Origin of the sequence: Desulfovibrio porci, assembly GCF_009696265.1 — a bacterium.
Taxonomy (GTDB): Bacteria; Desulfobacterota; Desulfovibrionia; order Desulfovibrionales; family Desulfovibrionaceae; genus Desulfovibrio; species Desulfovibrio porci.
Map to the genome: position 1 here is coordinate 87412 of NZ_VUMH01000011.1, position 17691 is coordinate 105102.

Genomic DNA, 17691 nt, shown 5'->3' on the forward strand with positions numbered 1-17691 from the left:
TATGATTCGGCATGAATGTGGCCTTTTCGGCATTTATGAGCATGATGACGCGGCCCGTCTGGCGTATTTCGGCCTGTACGCTCAGCAGCACCGGGGCCAGGAAAGCGCGGGCATCGTCACCCAGGACACGGACGGCGTGCATGAGCACAAGGGCATGGGTCTGGTGCCCGACGTTTTTACGGAAACCAGCCTGCGCTCTCTCACCGGCCGCACTGCGGTGGGCCACGTGCGCTATTCCACCACGGGCCGCTCCTCCAGTTGCAACGCCCAGCCCTTCTTGGCCCATTACAAGGGCCGGGACATCGCCCTGGCCCACAACGGCAATCTGGTCAATGCCGGAGAATTGCGCGAAGAGCTGGAAAATGAGGGGGCCATCTTTTCCACCGGCAACGACACGGAAGTTTTCATGCATCTGCTGGTGCGGGCCCTGCGTCGGCATAATCTGCCCGAGGCCGTGCGCGAAGCCTGCTCCCGGGTGCGCGGGGCCTATTGCCTGCTGGTGCTGGCCGGTTCGACCCTGGTCGCCGTGCGCGATCCTTTCGGCTTCCATCCCCTGGCTCTGGGCCGTCTGGACGGCAGGCCGGTCTTCGCCTCAGAAACCTGCGCGTTCGATCTGCTGGAAGCCGAGTACGAGCGCTCGGTGGAGCCCGGCGAGATGGTCATTGTGGACGCTGAAGGCGAGCGTAGCGAGCAGTTGCGCGGGCCGCTGCCCGAGAAACCGCGCCAGTGCATCTTTGAACTGGTGTATTTCGCCCGGCCCGATTCCTATGTCTTCAACGAGCAGGTCTATCTCTGCCGCAAGCAGATGGGCTGGCAACTGGCCCACGAATCCACGCCGGACGTGGATTTTGTGCTGCCCTTTCCGGATTCCGGGGTCTATTCGGCTGTGGGCTTCGCCCAGTGCGCGGAACTGCCCTATGAACACGCCATGATCCGCAACCACTATGTGGGGCGCACCTTCATCCAGCCCACGCAGAGCATGCGCAATTTCGGCGTGCGGGTAAAGATCAATCCGGTGCGGGCCATGATCGAGGGCAAGAGGATCTGCATTGTGGACGACTCCATCGTGCGCGGCACCACCATGATCACCCGCGTGAAAAAGCTGCGTGAACTGGGGGCCAAAGAAGTGCATATCCGGATTTCCTGTCCGCCGGTCAAATATCCCTGCCATTACGGCATTGATTTTTCCTCGCGCGGCGAACTCATCGCGGCCCAGTGCAGCCTGCCGGAAATCGTCAGTCGCCTGGACGTGGATTCCCTGCATTATCTGAGCATCGACGGCCTGCTGCGCTCGGTTATGCATTCGGACAGCTATTGTCTGGCCTGTTTCACCGGCGAATACCCCGTGCCCTGCGAGGAGTGCGGGAAGTATCGGCTGGAAGGGGTCTGCGGCGCCCGATAGGGCCTTTTACACTTTTTCAAAAGTGTCCCTTTCCCCCACATGGCTCTTCCGGCAGTACGCCATCCGGCTTGACGCCGCCGCGCCGACAAGATAGAGGGCCGCTACGGCTTCAAGGGTCGATAGAGATCAGCAGAGGACAGTATGAGCATTGCACGCATCAAGGGTTTTGCGGACATGTTTCCGCCCCAGAGCGACAATTTCACCCGTATGGAAAACTGCGCGCGGGATATTTTCGGCCGCTACGGTTTTGTGGAATTGCGTACGCCGCTCCTGGAATTTACCGAACTCTTCCAGCGCTCCATCGGTGAAGAAACCGACGTTGTGCAGAAAGAGATGTACACATTTCCGGACCGCAAGGGGCGTTCCCTGACCTTGCGCCCCGAAGCCACGGCCGGGGTCATGCGCGCCTATATCGAAGCGGGCCTGGCCAACCGCGAGTCGGTCAGCCGTCTTTTCACCACCGGCCCCATGTTCCGTTACGAGCGACCCCAGAAGGGCCGCATGCGCCAGTTCCATCAGATCAACTGTGAATGCCTGGGGTCGCAAAGCCCTCTGGCCGATGCGGAACTGATCATCATGCTGATGCGTTTTCTGCGCGCCCTGGGCCTTGGGGAACTGACCCTCAAGCTCAACTCCCTGGGCTGCGCGGAATGCCGTCCGCGCTTCAAGGAAGCCTTGCTGGAGTATCTGCAAGGGGTGGACCGCAATGCGCTTTGCCCGGACTGCGCCCGCCGCGTGGAGAGCAATCCGTTGCGCGTGCTGGACTGCAAGCAGCCCGGCTGTCGCGCCCTGACCGACAATGCGCCCAAACTGCTGGACTATAATTGCCCTGAGTGCAAGGCCCATTTTGAAACCGTGCTGGCCATGCTGCGCGCTGAAGATCTGCCGCTGGAGCTGGATCACCGCCTGGTGCGCGGGCTGGACTACTATTGCCGGACCACCTTTGAGGTGGTAAGCGGGAGCATCGGCGCGCAATCTGCGGTGGCCGGCGGCGGCCGCTATGACGGTCTGATCAAGAGCCTTGGCGGACCGGATGTGCCCGGCGTGGGCTTTGCCTGCGGCATGGAGCGCCTGGCCTTGCTTCTGGGCGACGGCGCGGAACAGCGGCCCGATTTTTATCTGCTGGGCATGGAAGAGGCCGGTCGCGCGCAGGCCTTTGCCCTGGCCCAGAAACTGCGCGCCGCCGGATTGCGCGGAGAAATGAATTTCAGCGCGGGCGGCTTCAAAAGCCTGATGCGCCAGGCGGGCAAATCCGGCGCGCGCTACTGCCTGATTATCGGACCGGACGAAGCGGCCAAGGACGACGTGAGCATCAAACATCTGGACAGCGGCGAGCAGCGCAGCCTGCCGCAGGCCGACGCAATCCTTTATCTGCAAACGGGAACAGCCAATGACTGAGCAAACGCAGGACATACAGCAGGAACATCAGAAATTTATTGAAGACTTGGGCGACTGGCAGCGCAGTCACACCTGCGGTCAGCTGACCCTGGCCGACGACACGGCCGAGGTCTGCCTGATGGGCTGGGTGCAGTACCGGCGCGACCACGGCGGCCTGATTTTTGTGGACCTGCGCGACCGCGACGGTTTGACCCAGGTGGTTTTCAGTCCTGATATCGCCCCGGCGGCCCATGAAAACGCGCATATCCTGCGTTCCGAATACGTGCTGGCCGTCAAGGGCAAGGTGCGTCCCCGGCCCGAGGGTATGGTCAACAGCACAATGGTCACCGGTGAAATCGAAGTGGTGGCCTATGAGTGGAAGCTGCTGAACACCTCCAAGACGCCGCCTTTTCCCATTGAGGATCGTTGCGATGCGGGCGAGAACCTGCGCCTGGCCTGGCGCTATCTGGATCTGCGCCGTCCGCGCATGCAGGAAAATCTGCGCCTGCGGCACAAGGTGGCCCAGACCATCCGTCGCTATCTGGACGAGGGCGGCTTTGTGGAAGTGGAAACTCCGGTGCTGACCAAGTCCACGCCCGAAGGGGCGCGCGATTTTCTGGTGCCCAGCCGTTTGAACCCCGGCGAATTTTACGCCCTGCCGCAGTCTCCGCAGCTTTTCAAGCAGATGCTGATGGTTTCCGGTCTGGACCGGTATTTCCAGATCGTGCGCTGTTTCCGCGACGAGGATTTGCGCGCTGACCGCCAGCCCGAGTTCACCCAGGTGGATATTGAAATGAGCTTTGTGGACGAGGAAAAGGTCATGTCCATGGCCGAAGGCCTCATGGCCCGCGTCTTCAAGGAAGTCATGGGCAGGGAGCTCAGCCTTCCGTTCCCGCGCATGCGCTGGGATGAAGCCATGGAGCGTTACGGCGTGGACAAGCCGGATACGCGTTTCGGCCTGGAACTCAAGGATATCACCGAGATTGTGCGCGGTTCGGGCTTCAAGCTCTTCGCTCAGGCCAGACTGGTCAAGGGCATGAAGGTGCCGGGCGGCGAATCCTTGACCCGCAAGGAAATTGACGCCTTCACCGAATTTGTGAAGATTTACGGCGCGCAGGGCCTGGCCTGGATCAAGATCAAGGCCGACGAATGGCAGTCACCCATCGCCAAGTTTTTGTCCGATGAGGAACGCAAGGGCATTGCGGAAGCCCTTGATCTTCAGGTGGGCGACATCGTCTTTTTCCAGGCCGGCGAACCGGATATGGTCAACGCGGCTCTGGGCAATTTGCGCGTGCATCTGGCCGGGCAGCTCAAACTTATTCCGGAAAACAGCTTTAACTTTCTCTGGGTCACGGATTTTCCCCTCTATGAGTACGACCAGGAGGAAAAGCGCTTTGTGGCCTGCCACCATCCCTTCACCTCGCCCGCGTCCGGCCATCTGGAACTGATGAGCAGCGATCCGGCCAAGGCCCGTGCCCGCGCCTACGATATGGTGCTCAACGGCAATGAAGTGGGCGGCGGTTCCATCCGCATCCATTCCGGCGACGTGCAGCGGCGGATGTTTGAAGCGCTTGGCTTTACGCCGGAGCAGGCAGAGGCGCAGTTCGGCTTCCTGATCCAGGCGCTGGAGCAGGGCGCGCCGCCGCACGGCGGGCTGGCTTTCGGCCTGGACCGTCTGGTCATGCTGCTGGCCGGGGCGTCCAGCATCCGCGACGTTATCGCCTTCCCCAAAACCCAGAAGGCCACCTGCCTGCTGACCGAGGCTCCGGCCCCGGTGGCGGCCAAGCAGCTGCGTGAACTGGGCCTGCGCCTGCGTGAGCAGCCCGCCAAGGAAGGCGAGGCCAAACAGGGCGGCGGCGTGGCTCAGGCCTAAGGAGAGCCTCAAGCATGATTCTTGATATTGTGACCTATCCCGACCCGCGCCTGAAGCAGCCGTGCGAGCCTGTGGCGGAAGTGACGGACGAGATCCGCCGTCTGGCCGCCGACATGCTGGAAACCATGTACGCCGCGCCCGGCGTGGGTCTGGCCGCGCCGCAGGTGGGCCGCAATATACGCATGCTGGTCATGGACCCGGCGGGCAAGGATGAGGAAAAGCAGCCCCGCGTGCTGATCAATCCCGTGCTGGAGCTTTCCGGCGAGGATGTGGTCAGCGAGTTGGAGGGCTGCCTGTCCGTGCCCCTGAATTACCGTGCGGACGTGATCCGCAAGAGCCGCGTTCTGCTCAAGGCCATGGACCTCGACGGGAACAGCATTGCGGAAGAACTGGAGGGTTTTCCGGCCATTGTTGTCCAGCACGAAGCCGACCATCTGGACGGCGTGCTGTTCATTGACAGGATCAGCCGTCTGCGGCGCACGCTGTATGACAGCAAGGTAAAAAAATGGCTCAAGCGCAAAAATGCCGCCTAGTCTTCATGGGCACGCCGGATTTCGCGGCGGTGATCCTCAAGGCGCTTGCGCAATGGCCGCGCGGCGAGATTGTTGCGGTCTATACCCAGCCGGACCGTCCCGCCGGGCGCGGCCATAAGCTGACGCCCTCTCCGGTCAAGCGGCTGGCGCAGGAACTGGACCTGCCGGTGCTGCAGCCGCAGAGCCTGAAAAACGCCGAGGCTCAGGCGGAACTGTCCGCTCTGCAGGCGGACGTGCTGGTCGTGGCCGCGTATGGTCTGATTTTGCCGGACGCCGTGCTGGCTGCGCCGCGTCTGGCCCCGATCAACGTGCATGCCTCGCTTTTGCCGCGTTATCGCGGCGCCGCGCCCATTCAGCGCGCGATCATGGAAAATTGGGGACCTGCCGCGCAAAGCGGGGTCGCCATCATGCGGGTGGCCAGCCGTCTGGACGCCGGACCGGTCTATGCCGACGCTGCCCTGCCCATTGGCGAGCACACGGCGGGCAGCCTGCATGACGCCCTGGCTCATCTGGGCGCTGATCTGCTGGTCCGCGTGTTGAATGATCTGCTGGACGGTCGGGCCGTGGCGCGTGAGCAGGACGAAAGCCGTGCCGATTATGCGGCCAAGATCAGCAAGGAAGACGGCTACATAGACTGGGAGCGCCCGGCGGCGGAAGTGCATGCCCGCATCCGTGGCGTGACGCCCTGGCCCGGCGCGCACGCCGCCTTTGCCCTGACGGGCGAGGCGGAAGCGCTGCACCTTCTGCTTGCGCCCGGCGAAGTGGGGGAAAGCGCAGAAGACGCGAACCCCGGCGACGTGCGGCACGATGCCCGCGGATTGAGCGTGGCCTGCGGCGATTGCTGGTACCGGCTTTCCCTTGTGCGTCCGCAAGGCCGCAAGGATATGCCGGTGCGCGATTTCATCAACGGACGTTTGCGCGGCCTGCCCGAGGGCATCTGCGGGCGCGCCCTGCGTCTTGGCTGAAAGAGCGCTGTCTTGGAGCTGTGACAGCGGGCAATTTAAGGCTGTTTTTTTCATTTTCCGGGTCAGACTTCGGCCTGTGTGCTTGAAACCGTCAGAAGCCCTTTTTTGTGCTGTTTCTGACCTGAAAAAGTTCAGGCGTCTTTTTTATTGAGGCGGCGGCATGTTCTTGCGCAAATCCCCCTATTCCCTGCCTCCCGAACAATACGGCGGCGGCCGCAAACGAATTTTTATCGGCCTGATGCTGGCCTCCTGCATCTTGCTGTGTCTGGCGCTCTGTTTTTTTCTGATCCTGCCCTGGTCCGATCTGGGCGCTGGCCTGCGCTGGCTGCCGCTGCTCAGCATGGCGGTGGGGGGATTGGGCATTGCGGTTCTGGCCTGGCTCTGCCTGACCCTGGTTTTTCATATTTACACCGGCTTGCCTTTACCCGGCATGCACGGCGTGCGGCATGTGATCATCCGCCTGTTTTTTCCGCTGATGGAATTGCTGGCCAAAGCTGTGGGCATTGACCGCAACAAGGTGCGGCGTTCTTTTGTCAAGGTGAACAATGAGCTGGTGCTGGCGGTGCGCCGTCCTGTGGTCCCGAGCGAACTGCTGCTTCTGCTGCCGCATTGCGTGCAGAACAGCGTTTGCCCGCGCCGCTTGACGCATAAGGTGGACCTTTGCGCGCGTTGCGGACAATGCCAAGTGGGCAGCCTTCTGGACCTGCGCGACCGTTACGGCATTCAGTTCGCCATTGCCACGGGCGGCACCATTGCCCGCCGCATTGTGGTCCAGACCAGGCCGCGCTGCATTGTGGCAGTCGCCTGTGAGCGCGACCTGACCTCCGGCATTCAGGACAGCTATCCCTTGCCGGTTTTTGGCGTGCTCAATCAGCGGCCTTGCGGTCCCTGTCTGGATACCTTGGCGCCGCTGACGGCTCTGGAAGAGGTCATCCGTCTTTTTCTCGGCCTTTCAGAAACGGCTGCGGGCGCATGCCAGAGGGGACGGGCGTGAACAACGGCAAGCGCGCTTTGTCGGGCCGGAACACTGCCCCCTCGTTGCGGTTCTTGAAAAAATTGCCGCGCGACGGGCGCACAGCCGCCCTGCACGCGCTGTTGCTGACTGGCGCGGGTCTGAGCGCGCAGGAGGCCCTGGCCGCCGCCCTGGCCGACACGCAATCCGGCCTGCCGGGGCGGAATGACGCGTTGTCGTCGCAGGAACGTCATCTTTGTGCCGAACTGGTTTACGGCTGCCTGCGTTCTGAAATCCGCATTGCGTATCTTTTGGGACGGGTCCTGCCCCGGCCCGAACGACTGCCGCTTCCTCTGTCGCATATTCTCGTACTTGCGGTGTATGCCCTGCTGTTTCAGGAGCGTGTGCCTGACCATGCGGCCGTGCATGGCGCGGTGGAGCAGGCGGAACGCCTTTTCGGCCGCTCTCTGGCGCGAGTGGCCAACGGCGCATTGCGTTCCATCCAGCGTTTCGGCGCGGCTGTGAATACGCCCGAATTTTATACCGAAGATACTGGTCGGGGGACTTTTGGCGCATGGGACGGCCTTTGCCGCTATTACAGTTTGCCGCGTTGGTTTGCGGATCTCTGGCTTGCGGCTTACGGCGAGGAGAGCGCGCTGTCCCTGATGCGGCGTTCTTTCGCCCGTCCCTGGACCGGCTTGCGGATCAATGCCCGCCATGCGCTTGCGCCGGACTTGCGCGCGGCCTTGCTTGCCCTTGCTGAAAATGGCCGTGGGCAGGCTGTGGGGCTCTGGGGCATGGCTTTTGCGCCGGGCGCACTGCCCACGGAAGTGCTGGGCAACAGTCTGGAGCATTGGCGACGCGGCGGAGCGCTTTCCTTTCAGTCTGCGGGTTCACAACTGGTTTTGGAAGAGCTGGGCCTTACCTGTTGGCAGGGTAAGGTCTGGGACGCCTGCGCGGGTTTCGGCGGTAAAAGCGCGGCTCTTTTGGAACGCGGCGTGGATGTGGCCCTGAGTACGGACCGCGCCTGGTCGCGGTTGCGCCATCTTCCGGGTCTGTGCCGGGATTTGCGCCTGCCGGCTCCGGCTGTCTGTCTGGCGGATGCGACAGCGCCGCCGCTGTCCCGCTGGGACGGCCATATTCTTCTGGACGCGCCTTGCAGCGGGTTGGGCGTGCTGGCGCGGCGGCCTGACATCCGCAAGGCTTCCCGCCGCTCTCCGGCGGATCTGGAGCAGCTTGCGGATTTGCAGAGCCGCCTGCTGGACAGGCTCGGCGGCCTGCTGCAGCCGGGCAGGGAACTGGCTTACATTACCTGCACCCTGAACCCTGCGGAAAATGAGCAGGCCGTGGCCCGCTTGTTGCGGGCACGGCCTGAGCTTGCGTTGCTGCGCCAGTGGCAGACCCCCCATGCGCACCCCTGGCTGGAGGGCATGTACGGCGCTGTGTTGCGCCGGGCCTGAGTCGCGGCCTGTTCATGCGTTCGGCAGGTCCACGCCCAGACGCGCCAGCAGGTTTTGCAATTCCCCGGCGCTGGCGTAGGACAGGGTGATTTTTCCATTCTGCTCATTGCCGCTGACCAGCGCCTTGCAGGCTAAGGTTTGGCTGAGATTTTCCTGCAAGCTGCGGATTTGCGCACTTTTTTTGCGCCCCGTGCGGGCGCGCGGTTCTTTTTCGGTACGGGCTTCGCCCGGTGAGGCGTTTTCCGCCTGCCAGGGCAGGAGATGGTTTTCCCGCCAGAAGCTTGCGGCTTCCTCGGCATCACGCACGGTCAGCGCGTGGCTGATGATACGCCGGCGCAGCGCTTCGGCGGCTTCCGCATCCGTCACGCCCAGCAGGCAGCGGGCGTGCCCGGCGCTGATGTTTCCACCGCGCAGATCATCACGTGCGGCTTGGCTCAACTGCAGCAGACGCAGGGCATTGGCAATGGCCGGACGGCTTTTGCCGAGGCGCGCGGCCAGCTCCTCCTGGGTCAGCTCCAGCGCGTCGCGCAGGCCTTGCAGGGCCTGCGCCTCTTCAATGGGGTTGAGGTCTTCGCGTTGCAGGTTTTCGATCAGGGCGGCAGCCATAACCTCCTTGTCGCTCAACTCGCGCACGAAGACCGGCACCTGGGCCAGCCCGGCCAGGCGCGCGGCGCGCCAGCGGCGTTCACCGGCCACAATCTGGTAGGTTGTCCCGTCGCTCTGCGGGCGCACCAGCAGCGGTTGAATGATGCCCTGAGCTTTGATGGAGTCGGCCAGTTCCCGCAGACTTTCAGGGTCAAAATGCCGGCGCGGCTGGTCCGGATTGGGCCGCAATACCGTAAGCGGGAGCAGGCTGATGTCGCCCTTGGTTTCGCGTTGCGGTTCGGACCCGCCGAAAAGCGCGTCCAGGCCCCGCCCCAGACCCTTGTTTGCGTTGCTCATGTCTTCTCCTTGTCGTGTTGCCCGCGCCTTGACAAGTGACCCCGTCGCGCGGCACGCTGCTCCAACCTGATTATTTTTGAAGGGCTGTGCGTTTCGAAAATTTGCTCAGCTGCAAGACGCGTCGGCGTTGTTGCCGATCACCATCAGCGGCACGCGTTTGGCTCTTTTGTCGTTAACGGCGCCTGTTCTTTGGGCTGTCTTAGGCCCTCAGGCTGAATCATTAACGCGCGGGGCATCTTCTGGCGGATAAGTGCACGCGTTTGGCGACAACAGAGTGCTTGCGCGTTTTGTTTCATTGTGTTTGCTACTGAAGTTCTCAACTCTAACCTGTTCCGGCGAGAGCGACTTTTAACTGTTCGCGACATTTTCTCAGCTGAAGGAATTTCTTATGTCAGATTCGTTGCAACTGCTTTATCTCACTGATGCCGACAAGCATGTCCAGGCTGTGCAGATTCCCTGGGAACTCTGGCGGAAAATCGAACCCCTGGCCCGGCCGGTGCTGGATTCTCTCATGAAACCGTCTTCTGAAGAGCCTGTTGAACCTCTTCCGGCTTTTGAGGAATTTTTGCACTACTGGGATTTCCGCTACCCCTACAGTCCGGCTGTGAACTGTCCGCATTGCGGCGCGGCCACGCAGAACTGGCGTGACGACCCGGCGCATCCTTTCCGCTTGACCAACGCCAACCTGGGCGGCCTGCTGGTCTTTCATTGCCGGGCCTGTGGCGCGACAATCCGGCAGAAACATTTTCGTGACCATATGGCTGTGGAGCATACTGCACCCAAGGCCTGACAGGTTAGCGCGTTATTGCAGCACGGTGCTCTTTTTGGAAGGCCGCCGCAGCACCACTTCCTTGGCGAGGCCCAGGTAAGCTTCCGCACCCTTGGATTTGATGTCGTAATGGATAATGGATTTGCCGTGGCTGGGAGCTTCCGAAAGGCGCACATTGCGGGGGATGACCGTTTCAAACAAATGATCAGGGAAGCAACGGCGCACTTCATTCTTTACTTCACGGGTGAGCCGGTTGCGGATGTCATACATGGTCAGCACCACACCGAGCAGCGCCAGATTGGGGTTGAGCCGTTTTTTAACCTGCTCGTAGGTCTGGAGCAATTTGACGATGCCTTCCAGGGCAAAAAATTCGCATTGCAGGGGAATCAGCAGTTCCGTGGCCGCGCAAAGGGCGTTGAGCGTCAGCAGGCCCAGTGAAGGCGGACAGTCCAGGATAATGTACTCGTAGTCGTCGTTGACCCGCTTGAGGCATTCGTCCAGGTAAAACTCGCGAGCCATTTTATCCACCAGTTCCAGTTCAACGGCGACAAGATTGGTGCTGGCCGGCAGGATATCCAGAAAGGGAGTACGGCTTTTGGCAATGCTCTGGCGTATATTGTCCGGCGAGTAAAACGTGCTGTACAAGTCGCCGCTCAACTCTTCCTGGTTCAGGCCGAGGCCGCTGGTGCTGTTGGCCTGTGGATCGCAATCCACCAGTAGCACTTTTTTTTCCATAACGGCCAGGGCCGCGGAAAGATTGATGGCAGTCGTGGTTTTGCCCACCCCGCCTTTTTGATTGGCAATGGAAATGATGCGCGCCATACAGTGACCTCCGCTTCCTCTGCGTATCTGACCGGCTGATTAATACTGCGGGATTGAATCCGGCGGCTGGGTCCTTGTTTTTTGAGTGTTTCACATGAAACAATTTTCAAGGCACCGCGCCGCCATACAATGTTGTTTGTAAAAGAGGCGGGCAAACGCGTCAAGGCGTATGTTTTATTTGCGGGCTCAAGCGAGTCGTCAGTGTGTGGATAGATTAAAAGTATTTTGTCGCCGCCGGAACCTCTTGGATCTCTTGCCGGATGGCCGAAATCTGGATAAAAATGCAAGAACGTCGTAAGCGGCGCGACACTTGATCGGGAGAGCTTATGTGTGGGACGCGCATCCTGCTTGTGGATGATGAGGAAGATGTCACCCGAATACTGGCAAAACGCCTGGAACGGCGCGGGTATTCCTGCGGCCGGGCCGCCAACGGCCAGGAAGCCGTGGAGGCCATGGAAGGGGAATGTTTTCCCATTGTGGTGATGGATGTAAAAATGCCGGTGCTGGACGGCATGGGCGCTTTACAGCGGATTGCCGAACGTTGGCCAAAGACGCAGATTATACTGCTTTCGGGACATGCCGATATGCAATTGGCGGTTCAGGCCATGACGCAAGGTGCGTTCGGTTATTTAATGAAGCCCGTGGACTTTGATGATCTGCTCTTTAAAATTGAAGATGCCGCCATGCAAAGCCGGTTGGAATACGGCAATGAAGCGACGGGGCGCTGAAGAACGTTACTTCGGTGAAGCTTACAACCTATTATGAGGGACATATGAGTATTTTCGCTAAAAGGTTTTTTGCTTTGAGTTTGCTGTTGGCCTTGAGTGGGCTTTGTCTGCCGGGCGGCGCGCCCCGCGCGGCAGGTCAGGTCACGGAAGATAACCTGCCGCAGCTGCTGGAAAAGGCCTTGCGCGAGCACCCGGATATTGTGCTGGACGTGTTGCGCCGCAATAGCGAGGCTGTGCTGGATATCGCCCAGCAGGGTTCCAATATGCGCCGCAAGCGCAATTTGGAAACTCAGTGGCGTGAAGATATGAAAACGCCCAAAAGCGTGCGCCTGGAAGGCCGTCCGGTGCTGGGATCGCCCAAGGCCAAGGTGCGCATTGTGGCTTTTTCCGATTTTACCTGTCACTTCTGCCAGCAGGCTTCCAAAACCGTGGATGCTCTCTTGCAGGAATATGGCAAGGACATCAGCCTGGTCTTCAAAAATCTGCCTTTGGATGAAAAAGGGCCGGGTGGGCAGGCGGCGGCCTATTTTGTGGCTATCTCGCAGCAGAGCGAGGAAAAGGCCTGGAAGTTCTACAAAGCCCTGTTCGCCGACCGGGACCGGCTGGTGACCGAGGGTGAGGATTTTCTGAAAAAGACCGCGCAGGATCTGGATGTGGATATGAAGCGCCTGGCACGGGACGTGCGCGGCAAGAAGGTCAGCGACATTCTTGCGGAGGATCAGCAGGATGCGCAAAAGCTCGGCGTGGAGGGCACGCCATATTTTCTGGTCAACAATCTGGTGGTCCGCGGCGCGCTGCCCCTGGATCTGTTCAAAGGCGCGGTGGACATGTCCCTCAAGCAAAGCGGCAAGTAAGGTGATGATCACCATGGCGGAAAGGGCGGATCTGGAGCGGATTCTTGCCCTGCAATACCTGGCGTACCAGAGCGAAGCCCGCCTGCTGAACAATTTCGCCATTCCGCCGTTACGGGAAAACGTGGAGGATTTGTTGCGTCAGTTTGAGGGGGGCGTGGTTTTTCTCAAGGCCGCGGACGAAGACGCGACGCTTGTGGGGTCCGTCCGCGCCCGGCTGGATCAAAATACGGTGCATATCGGAAAGCTGATGGTGCATCCGGATCGGCAGGGCAGGGGAGTGGGAACGCAGTTACTGGCGGCCGTTGAATCCGTCATGGCTAAAACCTGTCCGCAAGCGCGGTACGAGCTTTTTACCAGCAGCCAAAGTCTGCGCAACGTGCGGCTTTACGTGCGCGCGGGTTACCGTCCGGTTCGCGAAGAGGAAGCGGCGCCCGGTCTGCGTCTGATTTTTCTGGAAAAATAAGAGCACTACGCACGACCGGTGCGCGTATGCTACAGGGCGCATCCGTACGGATGCGCCCTGTGTTGTTATAGGCTTTAGCCAGTTGAGCGCACGTAGTGCGCAAAACAAGCAACCACCCGCTACGCGGGTGGCGATAATGTGTTACACAAAAAAACACCTTTCCCATACGATAGAGTTGTTCAGGCCCATCGTAACTTTTAAGGGAAAGGTGTTTTTATATGGGAACTCGAGTCCAAAGTTTAGCGCACACAAAATGGCTATGCAAGTATCATATCGTATTCACACCAACGTACAGAAGAAAAATAATATTTTCCCAATTACGTGACAGCATAAAAGAAATTCTTCGAGACCTTTGTAGATACAAAGGTGTTGAAATTTTGGAAGGCCATCTCATGCCGGATCATGTGCATCTGCTGGTTATTCCACCAAAAATGAGTGTATCGAATTTTATGGGGTATCTGAAAGGAAAAAGTTCGTTGATGATTTTTGATAAGCACGCAAATCTTAAGTACAAGTTTGGCAACAGAAAATTCTGGGCCGAAGGGTATTATGTGAGCACAGTCGGACTCAATGAGACAACGATTAAAAAATATATTTAGCAGCAAGAGAAGCATGACATTATGCAAGACAGGTTGAGTCCACGAGAATACCAAGACCCCTTCAAGGGGTAGGCCAAGGCGGCAAGGGCTCTGGGCTTGAACAAAGTGAAAGCCGGCGCCTTTAGACGCTGGCCGGTAACAAGCCCTTATAGGGCTGGAGCAAACTACCCGCTATGCGGGTGGTTTTGATGGAGCCCCTTCAAAAGGCGGTGCTGATTCCGCCACAATGGAAATATCCGTTCAGCAATGCCGCAAAAAGAGAATGCTGTTGCTGTCAGTCCGCCGGAGCGGTTTTGTCCCGTCGCTGAATTACCCTGGTCATCCAGGCCCGCAGCTGATCCAGATCCGCTTGTTGGGTTTTTTCCGAGGCATGCAGCAGAACGCGCAGATTTTCCACATCACTACGCAATTGCTGATTCTCGCGTGCTGTTTCAGACGCCGCCGCTCCGGTTTGCGGCAGGCGTTCAATCACCGCATGCATGAGCTGCGCAATGCTCTCCAGGGCCTGGGTCTGACGCTCCAGAAGCTGCAGGGCCGCTGTAGGCAGCAACTCCGCAACCAAATTCTCCACCTGCCGGACCGGGCAGGGCTCAGGCTCGGGAACAGCAAGAGCGTTACGGGGAAAGCGGGCCAGCAGCGTATTTTCCACAGCGGCCGCCGTGCGGGAAGTCTGCATCTGCTCCAGTATGGCGGCAATAACTTCCAGGGTTTCCGGTCGGTAGCGCCGTCGGCGGCCTTCGCCCACACTGGGGATAAAGGCCGCGAAGCGTTTACAGTAATAGCGGGTTGTGGATTCCGGCAGGGAAAAATGGCGGGAAATATCCGCAATGCTCAGAAGGCCTTCGGTCCGTGATGCCGTGCGCGCCATGACGCCTCCTGCAAGCGTATCGCAGCATTGCTGTGGTGGAATATCCAGAGCGATTTGCCGTTGAAGATATTTTATTTTCAATAATTGCGCTGCCCGCGTGCTGAAAAAACGCGGATTACCTTGCTGTTGAGCCCGGACGGCTGGAAAAACAGACGTCATGCGCAACAAAACGCAATAGCGGCAGGCGCAAATCCCCTAATCTATTTTCCAGACATACTTCAAACAATCTATGATAGCAAGCTGCGTACTTGCGAAAAAAGCCCCGCGCCAAAGGGTGCGGGGCTTAACATCAATAAACGCAATGTGGTTCAGCGCACGACTCGGCGCACGGAAATCAGTTTGCTGCGCCAGTAGGGAATGTTCATGCTTTCCATGCGCACGCGCTCGCCCCGGCGCGGACTGTGGATAAAAGAGTCGCCGCCGGCGTAAATGCCGGTATGCAGACCGCGCGGGCTTTGCCCGGTGCGGAAAACCACAATGTCGCCGGGACGGGCCAGATTTTTCGGCACGGACTGCCCGGCCCGGGCCTGATCCACCGTGATTCTGGGCACATTCAGACCGTTCTGACGGTAGGCCCACCAGATCAGACCCGAGCAGTCAAAGCCTTTTTGAGGTGAGGCGCCGCCCAGTCGATATTTTTTGCCCATCTGGCTGTAGGCGGTATGTACCACTTTTTGCGCTTTAACGGGCGTCGGACCATTATCCGCCGGTCGGAACAAACCACAGCCCGTCAACAGCGCCGCCAACAGCGGCCCGAGAACGCAAACGCGCCAGAAGTGCGTGGATGTGTGGTGTTCTCTCTCCATAAACTGTCTCAATAATGTATAGAAAATTTTTAAAACTGTATTAAAGCCATCTCTCAAAATATCACTATTGATCCTTTCGGCATATCACAGAAAAACTTAAGTGAAAAAAGCAATACAAACAGCTAATGGAAAAGCCAAAATCAGAAAAAACTTGTGAAAACGCTGTCCGGGACATAAAAGAGGCCCCCGCAGTGCGGGGGCCTCTCATCTCATGCGCGTTTTCAGCGTCCGAAGAATTACTTGGTGGAGGTCAGGCGCTCCTGCCCGTCCCAGACCTGATCAGCCTTGGGCAGCACGGGAAGCAGCTTTGTCCAGGGATTCTTCTGCAGGAATTCGGGGTCCTGCTGCAGCTTGCGGCTCATTTCAAGAATAGGCGGCACGATCTTTTCGATATCCCCGGCCAGCGCCGGGGCAATGCCGTAATGAGTGGCCTGACCGGCAAGGTCCACGGCCTTTTGGCTGCATTCCATGGAGGTCATCAGCGTGTCCAGAGCCTTGGCCGGATTATGGAAGCCCACGCTGTTCTCAGCGGAGACGTAATCCCAGAAAAGCTGGCCCTTACGAACCATTTCACGGGCCTCGGTCATCAGGGCGTCGTAATCGGCCGCACGTTCGCCGTCATAGCTGTTGGCCAGGCGCACGGCCTCATGGGCCTTGACCGAAAGCGCTTCGGCCTTCAGCAGCTGGTCAAACGTCTTCTGCTGGGTGTAGATCACCCGCTGGCGCAAGTATTCCGGCGTCTTGTCGGCATGGCACTGACGGCAGGCGCGCATTTCCTTGTCCTTCATGGGCGAAGTCATCCAGTGGCTGGACATCTTCTTCCCGTCCACACGCTGGTAGGGCATGTGGCAGTCCGCGCAGGAAACGCCGGCCGCGCCGTGCGGGCCGTCCTGGAAGGTTTCAAAGTCGGGATGCTGCATCTTGATCACCGGCACCTTGGAGGCGGCATGCACAAAGTCCGCGAAAGGACCGGGCTTGCCGTTGGCGTCCTTTTTGCCGTGGCCCTTGTAGTACTGGTACATGTCTTCGGGGTTGAAGCCGTTGTCCCACGGGAAGACCGGACGCAGCTTGGGGCCGTTGTCGGGATGGGTGAAGTAGTATTCCACGTGACACTGGGCGCAGACCAGGGTGCGCTTTTCGTTGCGGGAAAGCTTGTTCCAGTCCTGGTTGGTGCGCTTCAGCCAATCCTGCAGCGGTTCGGAATAAAGCCGCAGTTCCATGGTCTGGGGATCATGACAGGTGGAGCAGGAAATGCTCTCTTCCTTGGCGTCGATCTTGTCCTTGCCCCGGAATTCGTTGACGTCCTTGGACCAGAAGTCGTTGCCGTACTGTTTGATCCAGGTCATCATCTTGGGCGTTTTGCAGTTCCAGCAGGTAGCGGGCATCAAGCCCTTGCCGTCGGCGCCGTAACGGTTCAGCCGGTCAATGTTGACAAAATCCTCCACCGCATGAGTGTGGCCGCGGGTTTCATTGTATTCGTACATGAAGGGGTAGCCCAGCCAGAGATTTTTCAGATAGGGCTGGGCGTGCTTGAAGCCCTTGGGCAGGGGATTGACGTTGTCGTTCTTGTGATAGGCAATGGAGCCCTTGTAGTCGGTCATCACCTCGGATTCGTTGTTTTTCTGGTACGAGGCGTACTGATCGGGAAATTCGGCTTTGAACGCCGACATGCGGGTTTCATCCGCTTTGATGTTGGTCTTGTAGGTGGGCGCCTTCAGTTCCGTCGAAACATCATTGCAGCCGCTGAGCAGCGCCGCTCCCAGCAGCGCCGATACGGCCAGAGCCATACTGCAAATATGCTTATTCATACGCTACCGTCCTTGTGCTGATGGGCTTGTGGCGCATATGGGCCACATTGCGGTGGCAGTCAACGCAATAAGGTTTTGCGTTCATGCTGGCCACGTTGACGTTGGTCTGGGCGTGACAGGCCTTACAGTTTTCATTGACCACGTCGCGCGTAGTCACACTGGCCGGATACGGCACGTCCTTGCCCGACAGATTGCCCATGAAGTCACTCAGGCCCGCTTGCGCCTTGAACGGCAGCTTGGCCAGCAGGTTGTGCGGGGCGTGGCATTCATTACAGGAACGATCGGCGTGCGTGCCCAGCTTGTGGGTCACGGCCGCCTCCTGCATGATGTGACAACTGGCGCAGAACGGGCGCTGATCCGTTGCCGTCATGGCATAGGCCAACACGCCGAAAAGCACCACGCCCACCGCAACGCCGCCCAACAGCCATTTAAGCCAGGGTCCATTGCGGGGTGTTCCCATAGAAGCCTCC

Annotated in this window: 17 protein-coding genes and 1 pseudogene; 12 read left to right on the forward strand and 6 right to left on the reverse strand. The window is 59.3% G+C overall.

Annotation, left to right across the window (positions count from 1 at the left end):
• Window position 1: 1 nt before the first annotated feature.
• The 7 genes from purF to FYJ44_RS10955 all read left to right on the forward strand — a co-directional run bounded on the left by purF (window position 2) and on the right by FYJ44_RS10955 (window position 8562).
• On the forward strand, window positions 2-1402 hold the full coding sequence (gene purF, locus FYJ44_RS10925) for an amidophosphoribosyltransferase (protein WP_154512020.1): 1401 nt from the start codon (window positions 2-4) through the stop codon (window positions 1400-1402).
• A gap of 141 nt (window positions 1403-1543) precedes the next feature.
• Window positions 1544-2800 carry a histidine--tRNA ligase gene (gene hisS / locus FYJ44_RS10930; RefSeq protein ID WP_154512022.1) on the forward strand — a complete coding sequence of 419 codons (1257 nt, stop codon included), beginning with the start codon at window positions 1544-1546 and terminating at the stop codon, window positions 2798-2800.
• A complete protein-coding gene (gene aspS / locus FYJ44_RS10935; RefSeq protein ID WP_154512024.1) occupies window positions 2793-4652 on the forward strand; it encodes an aspartate--tRNA ligase in 1860 nt (619 codons plus the stop codon). Before hisS ends, aspS begins: the two co-directional genes overlap by 8 nt.
• 14 nt (window positions 4653-4666) lie before the next feature.
• On the forward strand, window positions 4667-5185 hold the full coding sequence (gene def, locus FYJ44_RS10940) for a peptide deformylase (protein WP_154512026.1): 519 nt from the start codon (window positions 4667-4669) through the stop codon (window positions 5183-5185).
• Window positions 5158-6150 (forward strand): methionyl-tRNA formyltransferase, encoded by a 993-nt coding sequence (gene fmt / locus FYJ44_RS10945; protein WP_154512028.1) that lies wholly within the window; start codon window positions 5158-5160, stop codon window positions 6148-6150. Before def ends, fmt begins: the two co-directional genes overlap by 28 nt.
• A gap of 160 nt (window positions 6151-6310) precedes the next feature.
• Window positions 6311-7144 carry a DUF116 domain-containing protein gene (locus FYJ44_RS10950; protein ID WP_154512030.1) on the forward strand — a complete coding sequence of 278 codons (834 nt, stop codon included), beginning with the start codon at window positions 6311-6313 and terminating at the stop codon, window positions 7142-7144.
• The gene (locus FYJ44_RS10955; RefSeq protein WP_288228897.1) at window positions 7141-8562 is read left to right on the forward strand and encodes a transcription antitermination factor NusB; all 1422 of its coding nucleotides are present in this window, start codon (window positions 7141-7143) and stop codon (window positions 8560-8562) included. The genes FYJ44_RS10950 and FYJ44_RS10955 overlap by 4 nt, the downstream gene beginning before the upstream one ends.
• Before the next feature lie 12 nt (window positions 8563-8574).
• On the opposite strand, the gene FYJ44_RS10960 is transcribed toward FYJ44_RS10955, so the two are convergent.
• Window positions 8575-9504 carry a ParB/RepB/Spo0J family partition protein gene (locus FYJ44_RS10960; protein WP_154512032.1) on the reverse strand — a complete coding sequence of 310 codons (930 nt, stop codon included), beginning with the start codon at window positions 9502-9504 and terminating at the stop codon, window positions 8575-8577.
• Between the two features lie 388 nt (window positions 9505-9892).
• Between FYJ44_RS10960 and FYJ44_RS10965 the strand changes: the two genes are divergently transcribed.
• Window positions 9893-10294: a hypothetical protein gene (locus FYJ44_RS10965; RefSeq protein WP_154512034.1), complete on the forward strand. Its 402-nt coding sequence runs from the start codon at window positions 9893-9895 to the stop codon at window positions 10292-10294.
• A gap of 12 nt (window positions 10295-10306) precedes the next feature.
• Here FYJ44_RS10965 and FYJ44_RS10970 read toward each other — a convergent pair whose 3' ends face one another.
• A complete protein-coding gene (locus FYJ44_RS10970) occupies window positions 10307-11095 on the reverse strand; it encodes a ParA family protein (protein WP_154512036.1) in 789 nt (262 codons plus the stop codon).
• Window positions 11096-11445: 350 nt separating this feature from the next.
• Here FYJ44_RS10970 and FYJ44_RS10975 point away from each other — a divergent pair, with 350 nt between their 5' ends.
• The 4 genes and pseudogenes from FYJ44_RS10975 to tnpA all read left to right on the forward strand — a co-directional run bounded on the left by FYJ44_RS10975 (window position 11446) and on the right by tnpA (window position 13811).
• Complete coding sequence (locus tag FYJ44_RS10975; RefSeq protein ID WP_320860749.1) at window positions 11446-11823, forward strand: response regulator; 378 nt, start codon at window positions 11446-11448, stop codon at window positions 11821-11823.
• A 74-nt stretch (window positions 11824-11897) separates the two neighbouring features.
• Window positions 11898-12677 (forward strand): DsbA family protein, encoded by a 780-nt coding sequence (locus FYJ44_RS10980; protein ID WP_229772672.1) that lies wholly within the window; start codon window positions 11898-11900, stop codon window positions 12675-12677.
• 13 nt (window positions 12678-12690) lie between these two features.
• Window positions 12691-13140 (forward strand): GNAT family N-acetyltransferase, encoded by a 450-nt coding sequence (locus tag FYJ44_RS10985; RefSeq protein WP_229772673.1) that lies wholly within the window; start codon window positions 12691-12693, stop codon window positions 13138-13140.
• Between the two features lie 218 nt (window positions 13141-13358).
• Window positions 13359-13811, forward strand: a pseudogene (gene tnpA, locus FYJ44_RS10990) (IS200/IS605 family transposase).
• Between the two features lie 202 nt (window positions 13812-14013).
• On the opposite strand, the gene FYJ44_RS10995 reads toward tnpA, so the two are convergent.
• The 4 genes from FYJ44_RS10995 to FYJ44_RS11010 all read right to left on the reverse strand — a co-directional run bounded on the left by FYJ44_RS10995 (window position 14014) and on the right by FYJ44_RS11010 (window position 17681).
• The gene (locus tag FYJ44_RS10995; protein WP_154512044.1) at window positions 14014-14607 is read right to left on the reverse strand and encodes a MerR family transcriptional regulator; all 594 of its coding nucleotides are present in this window, start codon (window positions 14605-14607) and stop codon (window positions 14014-14016) included.
• Between the two features lie 308 nt (window positions 14608-14915).
• Window positions 14916-15278 (reverse strand): C40 family peptidase, encoded by a 363-nt coding sequence (locus FYJ44_RS11000; protein WP_288228891.1) that lies wholly within the window; start codon window positions 15276-15278, stop codon window positions 14916-14918.
• 371 nt (window positions 15279-15649) lie between these two features.
• Window positions 15650-17221, reverse strand: coding sequence for an ammonia-forming cytochrome c nitrite reductase subunit c552 (locus tag FYJ44_RS11005; protein ID WP_154512048.1), 1572 nt, complete (start codon window positions 17219-17221; stop codon window positions 15650-15652).
• Complete coding sequence (locus tag FYJ44_RS11010; RefSeq protein ID WP_154512050.1) at window positions 17214-17681, reverse strand: NapC/NirT family cytochrome c; 468 nt, start codon at window positions 17679-17681, stop codon at window positions 17214-17216. Before FYJ44_RS11010 ends, FYJ44_RS11005 begins: the two co-directional genes overlap by 8 nt.
• Window positions 17682-17691 lie beyond the last annotated feature (10 nt).